At 72.3% G+C, this 17,327-nt stretch carries 14 protein-coding genes; 5 read left to right on the top strand and 9 right to left on the bottom strand.

Going from position 1 to position 17,327, the window contains the following annotated elements; all coding sequences use genetic code 11:
* Positions 1–13 precede the first annotated feature (13 nt).
* The 7 genes from ACIBFB_RS04590 to ACIBFB_RS04560 all read right to left on the bottom strand — a co-directional run bounded on the left by ACIBFB_RS04590 (position 14) and on the right by ACIBFB_RS04560 (position 6,558).
* Positions 14–1,339, bottom strand: a complete 1,326-nt coding sequence (locus ACIBFB_RS04590) for a CpaF family protein (RefSeq protein ID WP_397226157.1) — start codon at positions 1,337–1,339, stop codon at positions 14–16.
* A 60-nt stretch (positions 1,340–1,399) separates the two neighbouring features.
* Entirely contained in the window at positions 1,400–1,801 is a 402-nt protein-coding gene (locus ACIBFB_RS04585; RefSeq protein WP_397226155.1) for a TadE/TadG family type IV pilus assembly protein, read from the bottom strand.
* Positions 1,798–2,154: a pilus assembly protein gene (locus ACIBFB_RS04580; RefSeq protein WP_397226153.1), complete on the bottom strand. Its 357-nt coding sequence runs from the start codon at positions 2,152–2,154 to the stop codon at positions 1,798–1,800. Before ACIBFB_RS04580 ends, ACIBFB_RS04585 begins: the two co-directional genes overlap by 4 nt.
* Positions 2,155–2,428: 274 nt before the next feature.
* Positions 2,429–3,844, bottom strand: a complete 1,416-nt coding sequence (locus ACIBFB_RS04575) for a CpaE family protein (protein ID WP_397226151.1) — start codon at positions 3,842–3,844, stop codon at positions 2,429–2,431.
* 3 nt (positions 3,845–3,847) lie between these two features.
* On the bottom strand, positions 3,848–4,624 hold the full coding sequence (gene cpaB, locus ACIBFB_RS04570) for a Flp pilus assembly protein CpaB (protein WP_397226149.1): 777 nt from the start codon (positions 4,622–4,624) through the stop codon (positions 3,848–3,850).
* 57 nt (positions 4,625–4,681) lie between these two features.
* Entirely contained in the window at positions 4,682–5,674 is a 993-nt protein-coding gene (locus ACIBFB_RS04565) for a hypothetical protein (RefSeq protein ID WP_397226147.1), read from the bottom strand.
* A 488-nt stretch (positions 5,675–6,162) separates the two neighbouring features.
* Positions 6,163–6,558 carry a MarR family winged helix-turn-helix transcriptional regulator gene (locus ACIBFB_RS04560; protein WP_397226145.1) on the bottom strand — a complete coding sequence of 132 codons (396 nt, stop codon included), beginning with the start codon at positions 6,556–6,558 and terminating at the stop codon, positions 6,163–6,165.
* An 87-nt stretch (positions 6,559–6,645) separates the two neighbouring features.
* Between ACIBFB_RS04560 and ACIBFB_RS04555 the strand changes: the two genes are divergently transcribed.
* The 4 genes from ACIBFB_RS04555 (at position 6,646) to ACIBFB_RS04540 (ending at position 10,368) form a co-directional block, all read left to right on the top strand.
* Positions 6,646–8,151 (top strand): MFS transporter, encoded by a 1,506-nt coding sequence (locus ACIBFB_RS04555; RefSeq protein WP_397226143.1) that lies wholly within the window; start codon positions 6,646–6,648, stop codon positions 8,149–8,151.
* 92 nt (positions 8,152–8,243) lie between these two features.
* Positions 8,244–8,621: a YkvA family protein gene (locus ACIBFB_RS04550; protein WP_397226140.1), complete on the top strand. Its 378-nt coding sequence runs from the start codon at positions 8,244–8,246 to the stop codon at positions 8,619–8,621.
* A gap of 136 nt (positions 8,622–8,757) precedes the next feature.
* On the top strand, positions 8,758–9,180 hold the full coding sequence (locus ACIBFB_RS04545) for a VOC family protein (RefSeq protein ID WP_397226138.1): 423 nt from the start codon (positions 8,758–8,760) through the stop codon (positions 9,178–9,180).
* A gap of 168 nt (positions 9,181–9,348) precedes the next feature.
* The gene (locus ACIBFB_RS04540) at positions 9,349–10,368 is read left to right on the top strand and encodes a hypothetical protein (RefSeq protein ID WP_397226136.1); all 1,020 of its coding nucleotides are present in this window, start codon (positions 9,349–9,351) and stop codon (positions 10,366–10,368) included.
* Positions 10,369–10,386: 18 nt separating this feature from the next.
* On the opposite strand, the gene ACIBFB_RS04535 is transcribed toward ACIBFB_RS04540, so the two are convergent.
* Together ACIBFB_RS04535 and ACIBFB_RS04530 are read right to left on the bottom strand one after the other, a co-directional pair.
* Entirely contained in the window at positions 10,387–12,483 is a 2,097-nt protein-coding gene (locus ACIBFB_RS04535) for an acyltransferase family protein (RefSeq protein ID WP_397226134.1), read from the bottom strand.
* A gap of 353 nt (positions 12,484–12,836) precedes the next feature.
* Positions 12,837–15,758, bottom strand: a complete 2,922-nt coding sequence (locus tag ACIBFB_RS04530) for an FAD-binding and (Fe-S)-binding domain-containing protein (protein ID WP_397226132.1) — start codon at positions 15,756–15,758, stop codon at positions 12,837–12,839.
* 190 nt (positions 15,759–15,948) lie between these two features.
* On the opposite strand from ACIBFB_RS04530, the gene ACIBFB_RS04525 reads away from it, so the two are divergent.
* Positions 15,949–17,124 carry a pyridoxal-phosphate-dependent aminotransferase family protein gene (locus ACIBFB_RS04525; protein WP_397226130.1) on the top strand — a complete coding sequence of 392 codons (1,176 nt, stop codon included), beginning with the start codon at positions 15,949–15,951 and terminating at the stop codon, positions 17,122–17,124.
* The last annotated feature ends 203 nt before the right edge of the window (positions 17,125–17,327 follow it).

The following is a 17,327-nucleotide window of genomic DNA, read 5'->3' as shown; positions in this document are numbered from 1 at the left end:
AGCGCGGGGCGGCTCACCGCTCACCTCGGGGACGGTCGTCGGGTACCACGCCGAACGCTGCCGGGACGCTCTCGCCCACCTGGTAGATCCGCCCGGCGACGTGCCGGGGCAGCGGCAGGTGCCGGAAATCGCCCTCGACCGCCCGGTTGGCGGCCATCGGCAGCGCCTCGAACTTCATGACGGTGTCCAGCCGGAACTCCTCGCGCCTACGGGAGGAGACCACGGACACCTCGTTGACCCGGCGCGATCCGTCCGGCCACCGGCCCAGATGCACGATGGCGTCCACGGCGTTGTTGATCTGGTCGCGGATCGCGTCGTAGGGGACCAGACCCTCACCCAGGGTCGCCAGGGTCTGGAGGCGGTGGATCGCGTCGTCGGCGGAGTTGGCGTGCACGGTGACCAGCGACCCGTCGTGGCCGGTGTTCATCGCCTGGAGCATGTCGATGGTCTCCGCGCCGCGCACCTCGCCCACGATGATCCGGTCCGGTCGCATCCGCAGCGCGTTGCGGACCAGGTCGCGGATGCTGATCTCGCCCCTGCCCTCGATGTTGGCCGGACGCGACTCCAGACGCACGACGTGGTCCTGCATCAGCTGGAGTTCGGCCGAGTCCTCGATGGTGACGATGCGCTCGCTGGTCGGCACGAACGCCGACATGGCGTTGAGGAAGGTGGTCTTGCCGGTTCCGGTGCCCCCCGACACCACGATGTTGAACCGCGCCCGGACCATCGCGGACAGCAGGATGCCGGTGGCCGCGTCCAGGCTCCCCATCCGGACCAGTTCGTCGATGGGGTAGGGCTTGGGGAACCGGCGGATGGTCAGGATGGGGCCGGAGAGCGACAACGGAGGGATGATGACGTTCACCCGCTCGCCGGTGGGCAGACGCGCGTCCACCATCGGAGAGGACTCGTCCACCCTCCGGTTGACCAGGGAGACGATCCGGTCGATGGTCTGGTACAGCTGCTCCTCGCCGTTGAACGCGGCGTCGACCCGCTGCATCCTGCCCCCGCGCTCGATGAACACGTGGTCCGGGCCGTTGACCATGATCTCGGTCACGGTCTCGTCGGCCAGCAGCGGTTCGAGCACGCCCAGCCCGAGCGCCTCGTCGACCACCCGCCGGATGAGCAGCGACCGCTCGCGGTCGGACAGCACCGGCCCCTCGCGGGAGAGGATGTGTCCGACGACCTTCTCCAGCCGCACGCGGCGCTGCGCCAGGGTCAGGCGGGTGAGGTCCTCGAGGTTGATCTCCTCGAGCAGGCGCCGCCGCCAGTGCGTCACGCTCCCGCGGTCGCCGCGCCCCTCGTTGGCGCGGTCCTCCTCGAGCCGGTCCTTCAGACCCATGGCTCTCCACTCCTTCCCTGGGGGTCCCGTGCGACGGGGAAGCCGCGTGCCGGGTTCGAGTCAGACATGGGGCATGTCCACGCGGCGGGTGAGCATCAGGTCGAACCCCACGGACGAGAACACGATCGGGACCGGGTGCGAGACCTCCACGTAGTAACCGTCGCTGTCGTTGGTGCCGCTCGTGATCGTCGCGTCGTCCAGCCACGTCGGCAGCGCCGAGCGGGCCGCCTGTTCGGCCCCGGCCAACTGTTCGGCGCCGGCCACGCGTGCCCCGGCACGGGCCGCCGACTCCAGACGCTCGACCGCGACGAAGGCGAGGAAGGCCTCGATCGCCATGACGCAGACCAGGAGGAGGATCGGGAACATCGCGGCGAACTCCAGGAGCGGTCCTCCCCGGTCGGAGTCGCGGAGGGGGCGGCCCCCGAGCAGGAGTCGCTGTGCCCGCGCGGACGCCCGGTTCACGGTGTCACCCCCATGGGCTCGACCTCGGTGACGACCTGGGACTCGGCGGTGATGTCCCAAGGCCCGTCCGTCCCCGGCAGGAACACCGGCATCGCCATGGTGACCTGGGCGTACCGGGCGCCGTCCCGCTCGACGACGGCCACGGTGAGCACGTCCTCCCCGTTCCACGGGGACTGGACCCGCCGTCGGGCCTCCGCGTCGATGCGTTCGAGGTCGTCGGGGGTCACCGCCGCCTGGCGGGCGGCCTCGGCCGCGCCGTGTGAGGCGTACATGGAGGTGATCCCGAGCAGCAGCACCTGCCACACCAGGGCCAGGGCCAGCATGAGGAACGGCACGACGGCGGCGAACTCCACGATGACGCCGCCGCGATCGCCACGGTGCGGGCGACCGTCCGCGCCGTGGCGAGGAGGCGCACCGGCATCCGTGCGACAGCCGCCTCCGCGGCCGTCCGCGCCGCGGCATGGTGGCGCGACGGCATGCGTTCGGCACCCGCCCCCGCGGCCCTCCGAGCCTTCGGACGGCAGCGCACGGGCCTGTGCCCGTAGGCGGCCTCGGTGGCCGAACGAGTGGTTCCGCGGGGGGCGGTCGGCGGGCTCCCGACGCCGGCCCCGACGGGCCGCGGACCGGTCACGCACGGAACCCACCTGATCCTCCGGGCACCCCGGAGCTGGGTCGGTAGCCGTTCCCCGACGTTCCCGGCGGTGCTCCCGGGTGTCCGTCGGACGAGGAGTGCGCGCTCTCGGGCGTGGCGGCGTTGAGGAAGCCGGACACGTCGCGCGTGGACGGGGAGCCGTTCCGGGGGGTGGCCGCCGAACGCGCGGCGGCTCCCACACCGCCGGGCTGGACGGCGGGAACCGTGCCCTTGCCGCCGGCGCCTTGGTCGGGCGCGTTGAGCAGGTTCAGTTCCCCGGCCAGGCGCGCGAAGGCCTTGCGCAGCGCCTCGTCGGTGACCTTGGTCGGGTCGCCGTTGTTCTCGCCCGGTTCCAGCGCGCGGTAGTTGGCCGGGACGGGGGTGCGCAGGACCCGCGTGCCCATGATCTGCCGCAGGAAGTCCGGCTGCACCTCGTTCCTACGGCTGTGCCGGGTGACGAGGGAGAACACGGAGTCCTGGGTGCGGATCTGCAGGCGGTCCCACATCGCCATCAGTCGCTGGGCGCCGCGCATCGCCGGGACGTCCGGGGTGACGGCGACCACGGCGGTGTCGGCCAACTCCACCGCCATGGCCGTGGCCTCGTTCATGGTCGACCCGCAGTCCACGATCACCAGCTCGTAGCGGGAGCGCAGAGCCGACAGGATCCGTCGGGTGGCCCGGGCGTCGACGTCCTCGCCGCGCTCCCCGTGCTCGGGAGCGAGCAGCACGTGCGGGCCGCGCGGGTCGACGTACAGGGTCTCCGCCAGCATGCCCGGGCTGATGTCGTCCCCGGCGTCCACCAGGTCGCTGATCGAGCGCCGGTGCCGCAGATTGAGGAACGCGGGCAGGTCACCGGTCTGGAGGTCGAGGTCGACCAGGCAGACCACCCGCCCCGCTCCTGCGGCGGCCATCGCCAGGTGCACCGCGCACGTGGTCGTGCCCACCCCGCCCTTGGCTCCGCTGACCGTGACGATGCGGCCGCGCACGCCCGAGGCGGGCAGGTCGAGGGAGGCCGACTCCAGGTGCCGGCGGAGCGTCCGCGACCACTCGGCGGCCTTGGCCACGCGGGACTCCAGCTCGGCGATGCCGGCGTCCTCGGAGAGCACGCCGCGCGCTCCGGCCTCCATGGCGCCGGTGAACGTGTCGGGGTCCATGGTGGTGGACACGAGCAGGATCGCCAGCTGGGGGTGGCGGTGGGACAGGTCCCGTATCGCGTCGAACACCGGCGCCGGGCCCAGGTCCTGGTGGACCAGCACGACGTCGAGTTCGGGGAACTCGCCGGCCGCGTCCATCAGAGCGGACGTGGTGGGCCGGGTGGCCACCAGTTGGGCGGTGCCCAGTTCCTCGAAGCGTGCGGCCAGGACCATCTCCGCCTCGGAGTTGGGCATCCCGGCCAGGACTCGGAAGCTCAACGTCTACTCCCCCCGCGGCGCGCGCCGCTGGTCCGTCGTGGTGGTGTCGTCCTCCTGCTCCCGGGTGCCGACGATGTCGGCGAAGTCGCCGCTGCAGAACTCGGCTTCGCCCGGTGAGCCACCGCCGTCGGGGCTGACCAGGGCCAGGCGCAGCTTGGCCGAGAAGTCCTCGGCGTAGGCGAGTTGGAGCGCGTCCTGGGGTTCCAGCCGGAAGGTCACCGGGACGACCCCGGCGACGCCGCCGGCGGCGTTCTCCTGGGTGCGCAGCTCGCCGATGTCGAGGACCTCGACCTCGGTGATGACGCGCACCGCGCACGCCTCCCCGTGGTCGCGAGCCTCGAACGTGCCGTAGATGTCCACGATGGAGCCGCGCTGGACCTTGCCCGCCACGCCCGTCTCGGCGTCGACCATGATGGCGATCTCGCGCTCGCCCGTGGTCAGGGTCGGCTGGGGCATGACCATGCCGCGCTGGAGGTAGACGCCCGCCTCCATGAACGAGGCCGCGACCAGTTGCTGGTCGGAGGGGGTCTCGATCTCGCTGAGGTCGGTGATGAAGACCTCCGGATCGAAGTAGACGCGGGGCACCTGGACACGTTCGACGGAGTCCTCGCCGATCGGCTGGTAGGCGTCCACGTCCTCCGCCAGCCGCAGCACGGTCGCGGTCTCGCCCAGCCGCTCCTGTTGGGAGGTGAGGTAGGTGAACACGGAGGCGAACACGGCGACGGCGCCGATCGCCGCCACGATCATGAGGAGGACACCTCGTCGCTGCCGGGGGTTCATAGAGGTCGTTCCGTTTCCTGTGTGGTCGTGGGCGGTCCGCGCGTGTGGGGGAGGCCGCTAGCGGGAGTAGGTGCGCGGGGCGTCGGGTTGGGGCGCCCGGCCCTCGGGCGCGGGCTCACCGGTGGTCGGGTCCTCCGGCGGCGGGGCGTGGTGCGCGTGCGGGGCGGAGGGCCCGGGGGAGGTCTGGGGCGAGGGGACACGGGCCGCGGTCGCGGAGCAGAAGGGGCAGCGCTCCGCGGCCATGGGTTCGCCGCACCACGAGCAGGCGCTGGCGCGGATCGCGCTGGCCGCGTAGGCAAGGGCCTGCGGGTGGGCGCTCAACGCGACGAACTCGACGTACTTGCCGGTGCCCCAGTAGGCGGGGCCGAGCGGTTGGGCGGGCAGGGACCGGGTGGCCACCGGCTGGATGGCCTGGGGGAGGTGGTCGTCGAAGACTCCGGTGATACCGGGGTCGGGGGTGGAGTACAGCAGCTGGACCGGCGGGACGGGCCGGAAGGGGAGACTGCCCGCGATGTCGGCGGGGCGTAGGCGTCCTACCTGGGGGGTGGGAGCGCAGTAGGCGAGGAAGGACACCGACGGGGCGAAGGACCCCACGTGCTGCCGTAAGGACGTGGGGATGGCGGACAGGCCCGCGACCGTGCGCAGCCACGCCCCGGCCAGCACGTGCCGGGGCAGCTCCTCGCAGAGCGCGGCGACCATCCCCGGAGGGAGGTAGGGGGCGAGGTAGGCGAGCTGGTCGGCGACCAGGGACAGCGCGAGGGGAGAGAGGTCGACGGTGACCCCGGCGACGTGGTCGGTGCGCAGGGACGCGCGGGCGAAGTTGACCGCCCGCTCGGCGTCCGCGGACTGCCAGGCGGGCAGGAGCGCGACGACCTTGCGGCCCGCCGTGACCTCCTCGCGGGCGAAGTCGACGAACGCCGCGCTGCGCTCGCCGATGCCGTCGCCGTGCATCGGGAACCGTCGTGCCTGGACCTCGCCCACGTGGCCCGTACTCGGGATGTCCGCCAACAGGGCGACGGTCGTGGTCGACCGAGGTGGGGCATGGGACACGGGGCAAGCTCCATTGGTTCTGCGCATGTGGGTCTTTCGGGACGGGAGCGGCGTCCCGCGCCGAAGGTGCCACTCGGTCGCATCGTAACGAATGTGTGGGCGGGTGGGGGAGCCCTCGCGTTCCGGTCCGTGGGAACCGGGGCGGCGGCGGGTCCGGAGACGGGAGGGAGGATGTCGGAGGGGCGTCGGTCGGTGGACGGTGCTCCGTCGCTGGCCGATGTGGATCGCGTCGTGGCTGATGGGGTCGTGTGCCGCCGCGAGCCACACGCGGGGTGACCGCATGTGGCCACAGCGTAGACAAGAGCGTGGGCGGCCGCTAACTGTTCACGGGGTGGGCCCGCGCGGGGCGGATCCTGGCGGTGTGGAGGTCGGAGAAGGTTCACCTTCGAGGATGCCGCACGTCGGTGGCCCTCTCAACGGCCTACCGCGAACTGTGGACAACTCCGCTCCCACACCGCCCACCGTGGGTGCGGCCGTGGAGGCGGATGTTACGCCAGTGGCTGGAGTTCGCCGAGGTGTTCGGCGAGGACGGCCGCGTGCGTGGGGGAGGCCTCGGCGTGGACGCGGCGGCCCTCCTCGGTGGGTGTGACGCACACCGCGCGCCGGTCGTCGGTGCACATCGCCCGGGCGACCAGGCCGCGCTTCTCCAGGCGGGCGACGGTGCGGGAGAGCGCGCTCTGGCTCAGGTGCATGCCCGCGCGGAGTTCGTGGACGAACTGCTTGCCCAGGGGGGATTTGACGAGGAGGTCGAGTGCCTCGAACTCGCTGACCCCCAGGTCGTGCTGTTGGTTCAGTGCCCGCTCCAGCGCGCACGAGACGTCGTGGTAGCGGGCCATCAGCTGCCGCCACCGCTCACACAGATCGCCGTCCGGTGTCAGGGGCATGGTCGGGATCCTAACACGCGGTGACACTTTATGCAAGGACATTTAATGCGTAGACATTAGATGCGTGTGCATGTAATGTTTCGGCGCATGACCTCTCCACAGACCCGCAGCACCTCCCGAACCACACGGGACGACGAACGGTGGTCGCCCCGGCTGTGGGCGCTGCTCATCGTCCTCTCGCTCGCCCTCTTCCTCGACGGCCTCGACGTCTCGATGGTCGCCGTGGCGCTTCCCTCCATCGGGACCGAACTCGGCCTGTCCACCGCCACTCTCCAGTGGGTGATCAGCGGCTACGTCCTCGGCTTCGGCGGCTTCCTCCTGCTCGGCGGCCGCACGGCCGACCTCCTCGGCCGCCGCAGGGTGTTCCTCGTCGCCCTGGGCGTCTTCGCCCTCGCCTCCGTCATCGGGGGCCTGGTGGACAGCGGCGCCCTGCTCGTCGCCAGCCGGTTCGTCAAGGGCATCGCGGCCGCCTTCACCGCTCCCACCGGGTTGTCCATCCTCACCACGACCTTCGCCGAGGGCCGTCAGCGCAACCGCGCCCTGTCCGTCTACACCGTCTTCGGCGCGAGCGGCTTCTCCTCCGGTCTGCTGTTCGGCGGACTGCTCATGTCCCTCGGCTGGCGCTGGACGTTCTTCTTCGGGGCCCCCTTCGCCCTGCTGGCCCTGGTCGCCGGGTTCGCCCTCATCCCCAAGGACCGCCCCGGCGCCCGCGGCGGCTACGACCTCGTGGGCGCGGCCACCCTCACCGCGACCATGCTGCTGCTCGTGTACACCGTGGTCACCGCGCCCGAGACCGGATGGGCGCACCCGATCACCCTGGCGTCGTTCGCCGGCGTCGCGGCACTGCTGTCCCTGTTCGTGTGGGTCGAGCGCCGGGTCCGCTTCCCCCTGGTCCGCCTCGGCATCCTGCGCAGCGGCACGCTCGTCCGCGCCAACGTCGGCGCGGTGGCGCTGATGGGCTCCTTCATCAGCTTCCAGTTCCTGCTGACGCTCTTCCTCCAGCAGGCCCTGCAGCAGAGCCCGCTCCAGATGGCGCTGTCCCTGCTTCCCGCCGGGCTGCTCGTCGCCTTCAGCGCGCCGTTCGCCGACCGCCTCATCGACCGCTTCGGCACCCCCGTGCTCATCGTCGGAGGCCTGGTCGCCCTGTCCGTCGGCTACCTGCTGTTCCTGCGGGTCGAGGCCGAGTTCTCCTACCTGCCGATGCTCCTGCCGACCGCGCTGCTGCTCGGCGTCGGCTTCGCGCTGGCCTTCCCCGCGATCAACGTGCAGGCCACCGCGGGTGTAGCGGACGACGAGCAGGGGCTGGCCGCCGGACTCGTGCAGACCTCGGCCCAGGTAGGCGGAGCGCTCGTCCTCGCCGTCACGACCGCCATCATCGCGGTGGACCACGCGACCGGCGAGGGCACCGGCGGCGGAGCCGCCCAGATGCTCGATCAGTTCCAGCCCGGCCTGATCTTCGTCACCTCGGTGGCCCTGGCCGGTGTGCTGGTCGCCGTGTCCCCGATGTTCGGGCGGCGTGCCCGGCGCCAGGCGTCCCGGCCGGCGTCGGTCGTGGAGACCGAGGAACCGGAGCCGCAGACGGCGGGCGTCTGAGGGCCAGGGGTTCGTGGTCGGGGTCACGGGGAACGAATCGGTCGAGGTTCGCGTCATATCGTGAGAAGCCCCCTTGCCGGAGGAGACGAGCGATGCGCAAGGAAAACCGCGCCGCGGCCGGAGCGGCCGCCTGGCAGGTCATCCAGAACACCGACAGCCGCATCTCCGTGTGGAGGCGGGCCGGTGCGGTTCCGAGAATGGTCGGGGCCAGGCTCAGCGGCCGGTACCCCGAACTGAGCGGCGCCAAGCTGGCGGGGATGCTGGCCCTGTTCCTGTACGTCATCTCCCCGATCGACTTCCTGCCCGAGCTGATGATCCCGGTGATCGGAGTGGCCGACGACGTCGGTGTCGCGGTCTGGCTGACCACGATGCTGCTCGGCGAGAGCGAGCGCTTCGTCCGCTGGGAGCGGGACAACGAGGCCCAGCAGGCGTTCCACCGCGCCAACCCGCAGGCGGCCACGAGCCACTGAGCCGACCGACCACCGCGCGCCCGAGGGGACTCCGCTCCCCTCGGGCGCGTTCGCGTCGGGAGGGGTTCGCCGTTGCCGATCAACTATTGATGTAGTACTTTGATCGTAGTGAAAAGAGGCGACCCCTGGAGGCCCCGTGAACATCGAACTCGTCGGCACCGCCCTGTTCTGCGACGACCCGCGCGCCTGCGCCGACTGGTTCGCCGAGCACATCGGCTTCGAGGTCGGCGTCGACATCGGCTGGTACGTCAGCACCCAGCACGCACAGCACAAGAACCTGTCCCTGGACTTCGTCGACCGGGGCCACGCGTCCTCGCCCGAGGGTCTGCGCGGCCAGCACGCCGCCGGTGCGCTCCTGGCCTTCCTCGTCCCGGACGTGGACGCCGAGGCGGCGCGGCTGCGCGAGGCCGGAGCGGAGTTCGTCCTCGACCTGGTCACCGAGCCCTGGGGGCAGCGCCGTTTCCAGGTCGCAGGTCCCGAGGGGATCCACGTGGAGATCCTCCAGGCGGTCGCCCCCGACCCCCAGTGGCTCAAGGACAACGGCTTCACGGAGGACTGACGGTCACGGGCGCGTGTGCGACCCGCGGCGACATCGCCGCGGTCGCTCAGGGGCGTTTCGTGCCCCACCACTCGCCGACTCGGGCACACTGTCGTGAGGCGGTACCGCACCGATCCCTTCGGTGCGGCCCCGCTTCCCGGCGCCGCACCGCGAGAGGAGACGCACCACGTGTCCCCCGTCCTCCGTCCGCGTGTCATGGCGGTCGCCGCGGCCACCCTCGCCGTCCCCTGCGCCGTGTACCTCCTCCCACCCGTGTGGGCCGTGCTGTGGGTACCGGCGGTCCTCCTGGCCGTCGCCGTCCTGGCGGGTCCCCCGGCGGGCGCGGACGTGCCCGGCGAGGCGGGCACGGACGGCGCCGACGCCCACGGACGGATGTCCCCGGGGGCGGAGGACGCGCGGTCGACGGGCACCCGGGTGCGCACGGTCGCGCTGGCGTGCGCCGCCGAGGACCACCGTCTCGACTTCTCCGCGGTGGTGCACTGGCGTTGGGAGGGCCACGTGGACCTGCGGCTGCGCAACCCGGCGGGTCCGGCCGTGCACGCCGTCGTGACCAGGGCGGCCGAACTCGCCCGGGGCGTCGACCCCGTCGACCACGGCCTGGCCGAGGCCGAACTGGGGGCGCTGCTCGCCGTCGAGCGGGCGGTCACCGGCGCCGGAATCGTCGTGTGGGCGGAGGACGTGCGCCTGCGCCTGCCGGACGAGGACGCCGGGCGTCTGCGCGGCATGGCGGCCCTGCGCAAGGACCGCGCGTTGCGGGAGGCGATCCGCGACGCCGAGGAGGACCTCTCCGCGCTGCTGCCCCCGCCGATACCGTCGCCGGGCCGCGCCGAGCCCGGTCCGACCGGCGACGACCCCGACTTCGAGGAGCTCACGCCCTTCGACGGCCCCGACGCGTCCCTGCCGCCCGGGCCGGGCAGCGACGTCGACGGCGAGGGATACGAGAGCTACTGGTGGCCGGCCGAGGAACGCACGGGCTCCCACGCCGCCGAACAGGACGTCCAGGTGGCCATCCTCCGCGGTCTCATCGACTCCGCGCCGGACGCGGGCGGGCGCACGGCCTTCGCACGGGACCAGGTGCGCGTCCTCGAACAGAGAGGGTTCACACAGGTCGCGAGCCGTCTGCGCGGCCTGTTCCCCGAGGTCGCGGAGGTCGACGGCGACCCGCACGGTCCGCCCGGTCCGGGATAGTGCGGCCCGCCGCCCGCCTCAGCCCAGCGCCGCGTCCACCCGCTCGCCCAGGACCGTGCTGAGCATCCGGGAGTACGTTCCTGTCATGTGGTGGGAGTCCCGGTAGACGACCACGTTCCCGACCACGGCCGGGCACGTGCCCCGCGCGCAGAAGCGGTCGCTGAGGTCGATGAGGGCGGCGTCGCCGTCGATCATCCGGACGGCCGTCTCCTGGGGGTCGGGGAGCCGCAGCGCCTCGTCCTCGGACTGGTCGCACTGGGACACATCGTCCACGTTGGCCGCCAGACACTCGAGGACGTCCTCCCGCGTGCGGGGGGTGTCGCGGATCATGACCACGTCGATCCCCGTCTCGCCCACCCGGTCCCACAACCGGCTCATGCCCTCGGCCATCAGGGCCTCCGCGTCCCTGCCGGACACGTCCTCGGCCGGGTCGGCCATGGCGGACGAGCTGGTGAACACCAGGTCGGGACGCAGGTCGAGCAGCTCCTCGACGACCGCGCGGTTCCACGTCCGGCACTCCTCGTACGGACCCGAATCCCCCTGGGCGGTCATCGTGTCCGTGAACGCGCACGCGGACTTGGTGAAGACGACGAGCCGCCAGTCCCGCTCCAGCGCCAGTTCCTCCAGGGCCGGGATCCACTGGGCGCTGTGCGAGTCGCCCACGACCGCGACCGTCCGCTCGGCGTCCTCGACGCCGTACACGCACGAGGCGTCCGGTGACGTCGCGTCCTGGGAGGCCTGGCAGCCGTCGTCGTAGACCGCGGGCAGGTCCTCGGCGGCGTCCAGCGGCGCCGGGTACATCAGTGCGCCGGACGAGGGCGACGACCGGTCGATCCCGGCCGGACCCGTGTGCACGTCGGGGTCGAAGGACACCGAACCGGAGCGCTCCACGCGCACCAGACCCACCGCGGCCACGGCGCTCACCGCCAGCAGGCCGGCCAGGGCGACGGCGAGCGCCCTGCGCCCGTCCGGGACCAGGCCGCGCTCGCGTACCGGGTCCTCCACCCAGACCTTCGTCCCCCACGCCAGCAGCAGGGACAGCGCGGCGACGAGCACGACGTCGAGCACGCCCAACCGTTCGCGCCCGGTCACCGCGAGGGTGAGGATGATGAGCGGCCAGTGCCACAGGTACAGCGAGTAGGAGATGTCGCCGACGAACCTGGCAGGGGCCGTCCCCAGCACCGCCGACGCGGCGGGCAGACCGGGGGAGTCCTCGGCGGCGATCACGGCCACCGCTCCGAGGACGGGCAGGGCCGCGGCCCACCCGGGGAAGACCGTGCCCTCGTCGTAGAACGCGGCGGCCGCCGCGATCGCGACCAGGCCCAGCCAGCCCAGCGGAAGCCGCAGCCGGACCGGAAGGCTCCCTCTGGCCAGGGCGACCGCGAGCAGTCCTCCGGCCGCCAGCTCCCAGGCCCGGGTCGTGGGAAGGAAGTAGGCCGCCGCGGTCCCCTCCAGGGCCAGCAGGACCGACGTCGCCAGGGACAGGACGAACAGTGCGCCGAGGATCGCGGCCAGCAGTCCCGTGGAGGCGCGCAGCCGCCGCCTGGCCAGCGCCCACACCATGAACAGCAACGGCCAGACGACGTAGAACTGCTCCTCCACCGACAGCGACCAGAAGTGCTGCACCGGGCTGGGCGGCGTCTCGGCGGCCAGGTAGTCCACGGCCTGGTCGGCCAGGTAGAGGTTCTCGACGTAGGCGGCGGAGGCCACCAGCTGCCACGCGGTGTCGGTCAGACGGGTGACGGGGAGGAGGACGAGCGCGGCGGCGCCCGTGGCCACCAGTACCACGGTCGAGGCGGGCAGGAGCCGCCGCACGCGCCGCACGTAGAAGCGGCGCAGTCCCACGCGGCCGTGCTCCGTGGCCTCGCGGAGAAGGAGCGAGGTGATGAGGAAGCCGGAGATCACGAAGAACACGTCGACGCCGACGTAGCCGCCCGGGAGCAGTCGCGGGTCCAGGTGGTAGACGAGGACCAGCAGCACGGCCACGGCGCGCAGTCCCTGCACCTCGGGGCGGAACCGGCGGTCGCCCCGGGACGCGGAATGCGGGTGTTCGGCTCCGTCTCCCGGTCGGGGGGTCGTTGGTGGCGTCGCACGCCACACGAGATTCGGGCGCATTCCGTTATGTTGCCGTTGCCTGGAGGGTGGACAAGGCCGACAAGTGGGCCGTTGGCGCAACCTCAGCCCGGAGTTCATCCCGTGGTCTCCCAGGCGCCGTGTTCCCTTCCCCCGGCGTGTCCGAGCGGACCCCGCGTCCCAGCGGCGACCCGATCCCGCCGGGCCGCGCCCTGCGCGGAAGGCCCGCGGGAGCCTGCCGCGGTGGACCGGCGTCTCGGGTGAGAACGGCGCTGATCGCCCGGGAGGCGCTCGGGGAAAGGGGTGCGTCCCCGAGGAGGATGGCGCGCGACACTGGCGATGCTCGCGCACACGGCCCTTCCTCCCCCTCCTCGGGGACGCGGCTCAGGCCCCTCTCAGCGGCCGAACACCGCCTCGTGGAGGAGTTCGACCGGGTGCCGGGCGGTGCGCCCGGTCCCCTGCGCGATCTGCTGGCGGCAGGAGACGCCGGTGGCGCAGACCGCCGCCTCGGGCGCGGCCTCGATGGCGGGGAACAACCGCTGCCCGCCGATCTTCAGGGACAGGTCGTAGTGCTCCGTCTCGAAGCCGAACGACCCGGCCATGCCGCAGCAGCCGGCGTCCAGCTCGGTGAGGTCGACGCCGGGCAGGTGCCGCAGCAGGCGCACGGTCGAGGCGGTGCCGGTCACCGCCTTCTGGTGGCAGTGCCCGTGGAACAGCAGGTCACCGACCGGTTCGGCGTCCTCGCGCACGCGCAGCCGCCCGTCGTCGAGGGCGTCGGCGAGGAGGTCCTCGACCAGGGCGGCCCGGCCGCCGACGACCGAGGCGCGTTCGTCCCGCAGGAGTTGCGGGTGCTCGTCCATGAGGGTGGTCACGCACGAGGGCTCGCATCCGACGATGGCGGTTCCCCGCGCGGCGTCGTCGGCCAGACGGGCGACCAGGCGGGAGGCGTCCTTCTTGGCGCTGTCGAGCAGTCCCTTGGAGATCTTGGACCGCCCGCAGCACAGGTCCGGCTCCATGCGCACCCGGTACCCGGCGTGCTCGAGCAGTTCGATCGCCGCGGCGCCGATGTGCGGCTCGGTGAAGCTGGTGAAGGAGTCGGCCAGGAAGATCACCTCCCCGGCGGAGCCCGCGGACGTCGCGGGTGTGTGCCGACGGAACCATCGGACGAGGTTGCGGCGCCTGAACTGCGGCAGCGGTCTCCTGCGGTCGATCCCCACCACGCTCTGCGCGAGGGCGCGCAGCGGAGCGATGCGACCGGGGAGGTTGGACAGCGGGGCGGCCCACGATCCCAGGGTGTTGAGTGTGCGGATCCCGCCGAAGATCCGCGCGCGGAGGGGCGTCCCGTGCTGCTCGTAGTGGGCGGACAGGGACTCGCTCTTGAACGTGGCCATGTCCACGGACATGGGGCACTCGCTCTTGCACGCCTTGCACTCCAGGCACAGGTCCAGGACCTCCTGGACCCGCTCGTCCGCCAGGGCGGCCCGCGGGTCGTTCGAGGACAGGGCCTTGGCCAGGGTGTTGGCGCGCCCGCGTGTGGAGTGCTCCTCGTCGCGGGTGGCCATGAACGACGGGCACATCACCCCGCCGGACTCCGCGGGCTTGCGGCAGGCGCCGATCCGGCCGCACCGGTCCGCGGAGGCGTGCATCCCGCCGGTCGCGGAGAAGTCGAAGTGGGTGACCAGGGGCAGCGGTGTCCGTTGCTGGGGCGCGCGCAGGTTCTCCGTCATCGGCGGCGCGTCCACGACCTTGCCCGGGTTCATCAGGTTCTCGGGATCGAAGAGGCGCTTGACCGCGCGCATCGCCTCGTAGACCTCGTCACCGAAGATCCTGCGGTTGAACTCGCTGCGGGCCAGACCGTCGCCGTGCTCGCTGGAGTTGACGCCGCCGTAGGACAGGGCGAGTTCGCAGATCTCCTCGGCGACGGCTCGCATGGTCTCGACCTGGTCGGGCCGGCTCAGGTCCATGAAGGGCCGGACGTGCAGGCAACCCGCGGAGGCGTGGCCGTAGAACCCCGCGCGCAGCCCGTGCCGGTCCAGGACGGCGGCGAAGCGCTGGGTGTACTCCGCGAGGTGCTCCGGCGGTACCGCGGTGTCCTCGACGAAGGCGACGGAGCGCTCGGAGGGCTTGCCTGCCGCCATCAGCAGGCCCAGTCCCGCCTTGCGCAGGGCGCGGAACGGTTTCTGCTCGGCCGCGGTGGTCGCCTGGACGGCGGCGTAGCCGTGCCCCTCGGACCGCCAGAGCTTGCGCAGGGCGGCCGCCCCGGCGTCGGCCTCCGCCAGGTCGGAGGCGTAGAACTCGGCGAACAGCAGCGCCGACGGCTCGCCCTCCAGGCGGCGCATCAGGTGGGAGTGCTCGGGTGAGCGCCGCGCCAGGTCCAGGATGAAGTTGTCCACGAGTTCGATCGCGGCGGCGCCGGCGGCCATGGCCGCGTCGGTGGCGCCGATCGCCGCCTCGGTGGAGGCGAAGTGCCCGACCACCATCACGGTGGCCGCGGGCTTGGTCGTGAGCGTGACCTCGGCCTCGGTCAGCACGGACAGGGTGCCCTCGGAGCCGACCACGAACCTGGCGAGGTCGAAGGGGCCCTCGGCCAGCCGGTCGAGGCGGTAGCCCCCGGCCCGCCGCCAGAAGGTCTGGGGCTGACGGGCGAGCGCGTCGCGGCAGCCGTCGACGATCCCCGGGAGCTCCCGGTAGATGGCGCCCTCGATCCCGGGCCGGGTGGCCGCGGCGGCGATCTCCCGGTCGTCGGCCACGCCGAAGGCGGTCAGGGTCCCGTCGGCCAGAACGGTGCGCAGCGAGCGCACGTGGTCGATGGTCATCCCGTAGGCGGCCGAGCGGGATCCGCAGGAGTTGTTGCCGATCATCCCGCCGAGGGTGGCCCGGTTGCTCGTCGAGGTGTCCGGGGCGAAGAACAGCCCGTGCGGAGCCGCCGCCTGGTTGAGCTCGTCCTGGACCAGGCCGGGTTGGACGCGTGCGTACCCCTCCTCGGGGCGCAGCTCGACCACCTTGTTCATGTGGCGGGAGAAGTCCAGGACGACGGCCTTGCCGACGGTCTGGCCACAGTGGCTGGTGCCGGCCCCCCGGGGCAGCACCGGGACGCCGTGCTCGCGGGCGGTCTCCACGACCGCCACGACGTCGTCGGCGTCCCGGGGGAAGACCACTCCCACGGGGGTGATCTGGTACATGCTCGCGTCGGTGGCGAACATGTGGCGTGTGTACGCGTCGAAGCGGATCTCCCCGCCGACCACCTTGCCGAGCGCGTGTTCGAGCTCCTTGCGGGCTCCACGCTCTCCGGTGTTCACCTGCGATGTCGCGGCCACGGTCGGCCTCCCAGAGTCAAGGTGTGTGCCAGATAACACGGACCCTAGATGATTCCACAGTGCAGTAGCAAGTATCCGCTATGCGAAATGTGGATTCGTACGTTGACATGCTTGACACGGGCGAGCGGGGAGCGAACAATTCCGTATATCGACAAGATTCTTTCGACATGCGAAAGCTGAGTGGATCACCATGACCAGCGGACGTCACTTCCTCCAGATCCCCGGTCCGACGAACGTTCCCGACCGGGTGCTCAACGCGATCAGCTTCCCCACCATCGACCACCGCGGACCGGAGTTCGCCCGACTGGGACGCGAGGTCATCGACGGCCTGAAGTCGGTGGTGCGGACCGAGGCCGACGCGGTCATCTACCCCGCCTCGGGGACCGGCGCCTGGGAGGCGGCCCTGGTCAACACCCTCTCGCCCGGTGACCGCGTGCTGATGTTCGAGACCGGCCACTTCGGCACCCTGTGGGCACGCCTGGCCCGGGACGTCGGCCTGGACGTCACCTTCGTGCCCGGCGACTGGCGCAGCGGCGTCGACCCGGCGGTCGTGGAGGAGCACCTCAGGGCCGACGTCGGCCACACGATCAAGGCCGTCGCCGTGGTGCACAACGAGACCTCCACCGGCGTGACGAGCCGGATCCCGCAGATCCGCGCCGCCATGGACCGGGCCCAGCACCCGGCGCTGCTGCTCGTGGACACCATCTCCTCGCTCGGGTCCGCCGAGTACGCGCACGACGCCTGGGGCGTGGACGTCACCGTCGGTTGCTCCCAGAAGGGGCTGATGCTCCCGCCCGGCCTGTCCTTCAACGCGATCAGCGCCAAGGCGCGTGAGGCGGCCGAGTCCGCCCAGCTGCGCCGCGCGTACTGGGACTGGGAGCCGATCATCGCCGCGAACGCCGGCGGCTTCTTCCCCTACACACCTCCGACCAACCTGCTCTACGGGTTGCGCGAGGCCGTGGCCATGCTGCACGAGGAGGGGCTCGACAACGTCTTCGCGCGGCACCAGCGGCACGCCGAGGCGACCCGGCGGGCGGTGGAGGCCTGGGACCTGGAGGTGCTCTGCCGAGTCCCCGAGGAGCACAGCCCGGTCCTCACCGCCGTGCTGATGCCCGACGGACACAGCGCCGACGCCTTCCGGAACGTGGTCCTGGACGCGTTCGACATGTCCCTGGGCGCCGGACTGACCAAGCTCAGCGACCGTGTGTTCCGCATCGGGCACCTGGGGGACCTCAACGACCTCACCCTTCTGGGAACCCTGGGCGGTGTGGAGGCCGGCCTGCGGATGGCGGGCGTCCCCCACAAGCCCGGCGGCACGTCGGTCGCCATCGAGTACCTGGCCGACACCGCGCCCCGCACCGCCTGAGAGCGGTGAGCCGTCGGCGTCCGGGGCCGCGGGGGCGCCCCCGGTCGATGCGTGAGGGCGTCGTCGGACACGCGGGCCGGGGTCCCGGGCCTGTCGAGGGAGCGGTAAGGAGGCGTGGGGGGGGGGGGGGGGGGGGGGGGGGGGGGGGGGGGGGGGGGCGCGCGCCCCGCCCCGCCCCGCCCCCCCCCCGCGCGCGGCCCCGC

This window comes from Nocardiopsis sp. NPDC050513, from assembly GCF_044457925.1.
Lineage (GTDB): Bacteria > Actinomycetota > Actinomycetes > Streptosporangiales > Streptosporangiaceae > Nocardiopsis.
The sequence above is the reverse complement of the archived record's forward strand: the minus strand, read 5'-3'. Positions and strand labels throughout refer to the sequence as shown.